At 57.2% G+C, this 6,573-nt stretch carries 4 protein-coding genes and 5 tRNA genes; all 9 read left to right on the top strand.

Going from position 1 to position 6,573, the window contains the following annotated elements:
* The first annotated feature begins 560 nt into the window (after positions 1 to 560).
* The 9 genes from B5D52_RS15775 (at position 561) to B5D52_RS15735 (ending at position 6,407) form a co-directional block, all read left to right on the top strand.
* A complete protein-coding gene (locus B5D52_RS15775; protein ID WP_016148965.1) occupies positions 561 to 1,829 on the top strand; it encodes a DUF5711 family protein in 1,269 nt (422 codons plus the stop codon).
* Positions 1,810 to 2,418 carry a CvpA family protein gene (locus B5D52_RS15770; protein ID WP_016148966.1) on the top strand — a complete coding sequence of 203 codons (609 nt, stop codon included), beginning with the start codon at positions 1,810 to 1,812 and terminating at the stop codon, positions 2,416 to 2,418. The genes B5D52_RS15775 and B5D52_RS15770 overlap by 20 nt, the downstream gene beginning before the upstream one ends.
* Positions 2,419 to 2,466: 48 nt before the next feature.
* Positions 2,467 to 4,788 (top strand): ATP-dependent Clp protease ATP-binding subunit, encoded by a 2,322-nt coding sequence (locus tag B5D52_RS15765; protein ID WP_016148967.1) that lies wholly within the window; start codon positions 2,467 to 2,469, stop codon positions 4,786 to 4,788.
* Positions 4,789 to 5,021: 233 nt separating this feature from the next.
* Positions 5,022 to 5,633 (top strand): DUF1349 domain-containing protein, encoded by a 612-nt coding sequence (locus B5D52_RS15760; protein WP_016148968.1) that lies wholly within the window; start codon positions 5,022 to 5,024, stop codon positions 5,631 to 5,633.
* A 125-nt stretch (positions 5,634 to 5,758) separates the two neighbouring features.
* Positions 5,759 to 5,832, top strand: a tRNA-Gly gene (locus B5D52_RS15755).
* A gap of 61 nt (positions 5,833 to 5,893) precedes the next feature.
* Positions 5,894 to 5,970 (top strand) — tRNA-Arg (locus tag B5D52_RS15750).
* A gap of 128 nt (positions 5,971 to 6,098) precedes the next feature.
* Positions 6,099 to 6,175 (top strand) — tRNA-His (locus B5D52_RS15745).
* A gap of 75 nt (positions 6,176 to 6,250) precedes the next feature.
* A tRNA-Gln gene (locus tag B5D52_RS15740) sits at positions 6,251 to 6,325 on the top strand.
* Positions 6,326 to 6,331: 6 nt separating this feature from the next.
* Positions 6,332 to 6,407 (top strand) — tRNA-Lys (locus tag B5D52_RS15735).
* Positions 6,408 to 6,573 lie beyond the last annotated feature (166 nt).

Here is a 6,573-nt window from a genome sequence, read left to right as displayed (position 1 = left end):
AAGTCGGCCACAGCCTTACGGGAAAATACCCCACCGGGGTATTTTCTGATTCCGCAAGGCCCCTTGGAAGGGGAACGAAGGCCAAAGGATGGACAACCTACGGTTTGCCTCCATCGCTAAAAAATATTCCACCGGAATATTTTTTACGGTACGCTCGAAAATCGCGTACCGCCGCTCACCTCGAGCGCACACGCCTGCGGCGTATTTTAAGGCGCGCTCTCGTCCCTTTGGGAACCCGTCTTCCTTCCTCGTCAGGGTTACTGTGTGCCGCCGACAGGGTGGGAAAGTACGAACGCCGCACGGCGGATGCGTGCCGTCCGGCGCTCCTGTTTGTGCTGGCACTACGCTGTGGCAGTATACTTTATGGGACAACTGCGGTGCAGTATCGGCTTTCAGCGGTTTGGGCGCTCAGTGCGGCAGTACGACCTGCTTTTACGGTGCTGATCTACGCGCCCAAGCCAGGGCGTTCCGTCCGCTGCCTGAAAACTTTTTCACGCTTTGTTTACACTCACGTTCTCAAACTGTGCTACACTACTATAATGAGAGAGGAGGCACTGCCGGTGCCGGAAAAGAAAAACCTTGTGCCGTTCCCTCGTTCGGCGAAAAAACGCAAACAGCTCCTGCGTCAGGCAGAGAGCCTCAAATTACGCCGCCTGACCCGCCTGCGCTCTTTTGTGGGCTGGCTGCTCGTCGTGAGCATCATCCTGTTCGGCGCGGTCAACTTTACCATGTTCTCTCCGTCGTCCCTGCGTCAGACCTTCCACATCCTGACCAGTGCCCTCGGCCCGAACAGCGGACGCGACGGCGTGATCGAATACCCGTCCGGCTCGGCCAGTACGGTCAAACCGGTCGGCTCAGCACTCGCCGTACAGGGCGACGAAGCCCTGCACATCTTGCAGCTCGGTGATATCACCCAGCAGCAGATCTCGCTCAGTTATGCGTCCCCCGTGCTCGAGACCAACGATAATTATATCCTGACCTACGACCGCGGCGCGTATGACCTGGCATTCCACTCCACCCTCGCAGAACTGTTCACCCTCAAACTGAGTGCGCCCATCCGCAACGCCTCCATTGGTTCGGGTGACAGCTTTGTCATCATCACCGACGAAACCGGCTACAAGAGTACGGTCACGGTTTACGGCGCGTCCTCCCGTGAGGAAGACCACCACCTGTGGCGCTGGCGTACCCCGGACTACTACGTTCAGGATGCCGTGCTCTCGCCGTCCGGCACCCATCTGTGCGCAATGACCTATCAGCAAAACGGCGCACAGCTGGAAACCATCTTGCAGTTCTTCGATCTGGACGCCGACCAGGTACGCGCAAGCGTCAACCTCGGCTCGGTCGTCGGCTACGCCGTGCACTGGCTGGACGACAGCAATGTGGCTGTCGTGACCGATCAGTCGGCCTTTACGGTCAGCCGTCGCGGCCAGACCACGTCCCAGACCGATTACACCGCCACCGACCTGCTCGGGTTTGCGTTTGATGACGACAATTTCGTCCTCGCGCAGCGCTCGTGGTCGGGCGATGCCCGCGCATCTATCACCCGATACGATAAATCGGGTGCGTCGCGTGCGACGCTCAACCTGCCCAGCGCACCCGAAAGTATCTCTTATGCGGGCGGCCAGCTCGGCGTGCTGACCAGCTCGGGCCTTTACGTCTATAACAACGCGCTCGAACCCGATTGGAAGTGCACGAGCGGCGGCGCAGCCCAGCGCGTTATGCTGACCGATGACGGCGGCGCGTGGCTGTTCTATTCCAAATACGCGCAGCGTGTGACCAAATCGTCCACGCTCTCGGAGGATTTTACCGATGATACAGTCCCTGTCTGATCCGGCAGGCATGTTGAACCTGCCCGATCTTATCCTGCTCCTCTTTCTTATTTGGAGCGTCATAAACGGCGCACGGCGCGGCTTTATCATGTCGGTCATCGGCCTTGTCGGCCGGATCGCGGTCGTGCTGGGCGCGTGCTGGCTGGCTAAGACCTGCGCACCGACGCTGGCAGGCGCGGTCGTGACCCCCTTTGTGGGCAAGGCCTTCGCCGATCAGGCCGCGCAGAGCCCGGAGCTTTCCGGTATTTTGGACGGCTTGCAGATGACAGTCACTGAGGGCGCGCAGAGCGTTGCCGAGGGCATCGCCTTCGTCATCCTCTCCGCTGTCTTTCTCATCCTGTTATCGCTCGCCCTGTCGTTTATCCTGCACAGCCTGAGCCTGCTCACCCGCTTCCCGCCGCTTGGCTGGCTCAACCGTCTGGCCGGTGCGGCCTTCGGTCTGGTGAGCGGTCTGGCCGTTGCCCTGCTGCTCGTCTGGTGTGCTCATCTGGTACGCCCCGACCTGTTCTCGGCACTCGGCTGGCTCAGTCCCGAACGCATCCAAAGCACCGTGCTTGTGCGCGAATTGCTCGCTTATTTCCCATTCTAAACACTGCCCCGCTTGGGGCTGTGGTTTTATCGTAAGGAGAGTTTCACCATGCAAATGCCCATGTGTTCCCGCTGCGGCAAGAACGTGGCGGTCATTTTCATCACCAAAATGGACCCCAATAACCAGGACAGCGCGGCCCAGGAAGGTCTGTGCCTCAAGTGCGCACGACAGCTGGGCATCAAGCCCCTCGATCAGATGATGGAGCAGATGGGTCTCAACGAGGAAACCCTGGATATGCTGTCCTCTGAAATCAATTCCCTCGAGGATCTCGGCGCACTCATGCCGGCAGGCCCGGACATGGAGGACGAAGAGACGACCGACGAGATGGAAGACGGCGCCGAAGAGGGCATGGACGAGGACGGTGACGCACAGCCGCCCGCATTCCCCTTCCCCTTCCTGCGCACCGAAAAGAAAAATGATACCGCGTCCGACAAAAAGGACAAGGAAAAGAAGAAAAAGCGCAAGTATCTGGACAATTACTGCGATGATCTGACCAAGAAGGCGCGCGAAGGCCGTCTCGACCGCATCATTGGACGCGAACAGGAGACCGACCGCGTCATCCAGATTTTGAACCGCCGCCAGAAGAATAACCCCTGCCTCATCGGTGAGCCGGGTGTCGGTAAGACCGCGGTAGCTGAAGGTCTGGCTATCCGCATCGCGGCGGGCAACGTGCCCTATAAGCTGCGCGACAAGGAAGTCCACCTGCTCGACCTGACCGCACTGGTTGCAGGCACCCAGTTCCGCGGACAGTTTGAAAGCCGCGTCAAGGGCCTCATCAACGAGGTCAAAAAGCAGGGCAATATCATTCTTGTTATCGACGAAGTACACTCCATCGTGGGCGCAGGCGACTCCGAAGGCGCGATGAACGCTGCAAACATCTTAAAGCCCGCCCTGTCCCGCGGTGAGATTCAGGTCATCGGCGCAACCACCTTCGCCGAGTACCGCAAGTATATCGAAAAGGACGCGGCACTCGAGCGCCGTTTCCAGCCAGTCACCATCAACGAGCCGTCCATCGACCAGACGGTCGAAATGCTCATGGGCATCCGCTCGTACTATGAGACCTTCCACGGCGTGACCATCCCGGACGAAGTATGCCGCCTCGCGGCTGCGCTGTCCGAGCGCTACATCACCGACCGTTACCTGCCCGACAAGGCCATCGACCTGATCGACGAGGCGTGCTCGCGCTTAAACCTCGACGAGCCGGCCATCAGCGAGATTCCTGCCCTTCAGGATGAGCTGGACGGCATCGCCAAGAAGCAGGACGATCTGCTCCAGGAGACCCAGGACGAAAAGACCTACGCCGAGATGGCAAATCTGCGCTCGCGTGAGCTGCAAATCCAGAACCGTCTGGATGAACTGCGCGCTCGTCCGGTGCCCGCACTGGATGCCGAGCATTTGGCGGCTGTCATTGAGCTGTGGACGGGTATCCCGGCGTCCCGCGTACAGGCGCAGGAGCTCGGACGCTTAAACGGCATGGAAGACCGCCTCAAACAGCGCGTCATTGGTCAGAACGAGGCCATTGAGTCGATCTGCACCGCGATTCGCCGCTCGCGTGCAGGTATCTCGCCCAAGCGCAAGCCGGTATCCTTCCTGTTCGTCGGCCCGACCGGCGTGGGCAAGACCGAGCTGGTCAAGGTGCTCGCGGACGATCTGTTCGACTCCCCTGAGTCCCTGATTCGCCTCGACATGTCCGAATACATGGAGAAACACGCGGTTTCCCGCCTGATCGGTTCGCCTCCGGGATACGTTGGCTATGATGAGGCCGGTCAGCTGACCGAAAAGATTCGCCGCCGTCCGTACTCGGTCATTCTGCTCGACGAGATCGAAAAGGCACACCCGGATATTTTGAACATCCTGCTCCAGATTCTCGACGATGGCCGCATCACCGATGCACACGGCCGTCAGGTTAACTTTGAAAACACCGTGATCGTCATGACATCTAATGCCGGTTCCCAGCATAAGACCGCTTCTCTGGGCTTCGGCGGCACGGTTAGCGATATGGGTAAGGAACGTGCCATTAAGGCACTCGAGGACATCATGCGTCCCGAGTTCTTAAACCGTATCGACGAGATTATTGCCTTCAATCAGCTCACCGAGGAGGATTTCAGCAAGATCTGCGGTATCCTGCTCGGTCAGCTCAAGGATTCGGTTGCCGTACGCGGTATCCGCCTGAGCTGGGACGATTCTCTGGTGAATTACCTGACCCATAAAGCCTTCTCGATTAAGTACGGCGCGAGAAACCTGCGCCGCCTGATCGAAAAGGACGTCGAGAACGCACTCGCCGCCGAGATTATTAAGGCGTGCGATACCCCGCTCACCGGCGCACACGTCACCGCAAATGATGATGGTATCCAGATTCAGACGATTTAATCAGGAGCACCGCACCTCTAATTGAAGCTTTCGCGCAAGCCTTTCTCGAAAGGCTTGCGGGTTCTCAGGGCAGAGCCCTGAGTCGGACTCTGCAGAGTCCGAAATCCCCTCTTTGATTCCCGGTGTCCGCCCCGGGAATGGGTTAAAACAAACACACCCAAAGCGCCATCGACCGATGGCGCTTTTTCCTTCCCCATGCTATACTAAATCATAGAAGATTGGAGGAATGCCCCATGCAGTTTGACCATAACGCATTGCGCTGGACGCGCGAGCCGCTGAACTGGGAAATGAATGATGATACCATCCGCATCACCACCAAACCCCATACCGACTTGTGGCAGCGCACCTATTACCACTTCCGCAACGATAACGCACCGGTGCTGCAAATGACCACCGACGAACGCTATTTCTCCTTCGTCGTGCGCACGGAATTCGACAGTAAACACCGGTTTGACCAGTGCGGCGTGGTCATGTACCTGGACAGTGAGAACTGGCTCAAAGCGTCGATCGAGTATGAGAACGAACGCTTTCAGCATCTGGGCAGCGTTGTGACCAATCTAGGCTATTCAGACTGGGCAACGACCGAAATTGACGCCTCGGTTAAGTCCATGTGGTATCGCCTGAGCCGCCGCGAGGACGATTTCTGCATTGAATGCTCGGAGGACGGACAGACCTTCCGCCAGATGCGCATCTGCCACATGCACAAGGCCACGGACGCAGTCTCGTTCGGTATTTACGCATGCAGCCCGGAGGATTCCTCGTTCTGCGCGACGTTCTCACAGATGCAGCTCCTACCGTGCCAATGGCAGGCACACGACGGTCAGAAACCGGACGACGAGATCTAACAAACGCTGGAGAGGCCGCGCCGATCACGGCTTTCACGGCCTCTCCAGAATTTTTATAAAATGATAAAAATAGTGCTTGACTTTTTGGCGCAGAGTCGATATAATGTAATAGTCTCAGGTGACCCGCGGGTGTAGTTCAATGGTAGAATGTCAGCCTTCCAAGCTGAACACGTGGGTTCGATTCCCATCACCCGCTCCATTGATTTTTTATCTTGGGTTCTTGGAAATTTGAGACAGTCCCCAGAGAAGGGATCACCTATGCGCCAGTAGCTCAGTTGGATAGAGCAACTGCCTTCTAAGCAGTAGGCCGGGGGTTCGAATCCCTCCTGGCGTGCCACTCTTTTTCTCGGCAGTAAGCCGGGATTCGAAAGGCGGCACTTAGGAACATGCCTGTGGCATGTTGCAACCGCCGTGGCTTTTCCCGCAGGAAAAGCGAATCCCTCCTGGCGTGCCATTTTTAATATGGTGGGTGTAGCTCAGTTGGTTAGAGCGTCAGATTGTGGCTCTGAAGGCCGTGGGTTCGACTCCCATCACTCACCCCATATTGAAAACCCTTGATAATGCGCTGCAAACGCAGCGCATTATCCATATAAGGGCAAAACGCCCGATTTTGACATTGGGGCGTAGCCAAGCGGTAAGGCAGAGGACTTTGACTCCTCCATTCGCTGGTTCGAGTCCAGCCGTCCCAGCCAAAATTTGGTTCATTAGCTCAGTTGGCAGAGCACCTGCCTTTTAAGCAGGGTGTCCGGGGTTCGAATCCCCGATGAGCCACCAAAAATCCCGGATGCAAATGCGTTCGGGATTTTTACTTTTCCCTGTTCACTATTCACTCTTCTCTAATTCTTTCCCGCTCTCGCCGGGATTTTTGGAAGTAATAAGTAATAGTGAAGAGTGAAGAAGTAAGGAGTGCCGCAAGCGGCACGGATTTTATATGAGTGAT

It is taken from the genome of Butyricicoccus pullicaecorum DSM 23266 (assembly GCF_900167005.1).
GTDB classification, from domain to species: domain Bacteria; phylum Bacillota; class Clostridia; order Oscillospirales; family Butyricicoccaceae; genus Butyricicoccus; species Butyricicoccus pullicaecorum.
This window is presented reverse-complemented; position numbering and strand designations above follow the sequence as displayed.